Raw genomic sequence first — 625 nt, 5'->3', positions numbered from 1 at the left:
TGTTTTCCTATCCTTTCATAAAACTCCTTAAAAAGCTTTACAAGTTGTTGCTCTCGCTTGCGATATTGCTCATAAGGCAAAGCAATAAACTCTTCACCCCCTACATTACCAGGGTAAACCCTTATTACATACTCACCTTCTTGCCCATCATACACAGCATCTATTTCTACAGGAATAGGTTTAGGGGCAAAACCTGTTAGAAAATCAAGGTCAAAATGCATATTTTTCTCCCCATCAATAAATAAAAGATACTTGCCGTGATCATAAGGACGGGAAATCATTTTTAGAGGATAATCATCTTTATCCGCAATATGGATGGTAAAACGCCAAGGGTATTTAATGATAACCTCCTTCCATATATGAGTTGAAAGTTTATTATTTCTGATCTCCTCTTGAGTTTGTTGTGGCATACTATTTTGATATTGTTGTACAGCAGTTTCTCTTGACCACTGACCTGCAAGGGTTCCTTCTGGCACTTCCATTATTTTATGGAAAGCATAATCTCCTTCTACAATATATTCTTTTGCTTGATATTCACCAACTAAAATAGTATTGGCTCCACTTAAATAGAGTAATACTTGTCCTGCAGGTAATACTGCAATTTTAAAATCATAATAGCTGGTAT

Annotated in this window: 1 protein-coding gene; it reads right to left on the bottom strand. The window is 35.7% G+C overall.

Annotated elements, in window-relative coordinates; all coding sequences use genetic code 11:
• Positions 1 to 625: hypothetical protein (locus HMPREF9075_RS03375; protein ID WP_009415097.1), on the bottom strand; the 625-nt coding region annotated here is incomplete at both ends.

This window comes from Capnocytophaga sp. oral taxon 332 str. F0381 (genome assembly GCF_000318275.2).
In the GTDB taxonomy this organism is placed as follows: domain Bacteria; phylum Bacteroidota; class Bacteroidia; order Flavobacteriales; family Flavobacteriaceae; genus Capnocytophaga; species Capnocytophaga bilenii.
This window is presented reverse-complemented; position numbering and strand designations above follow the sequence as displayed.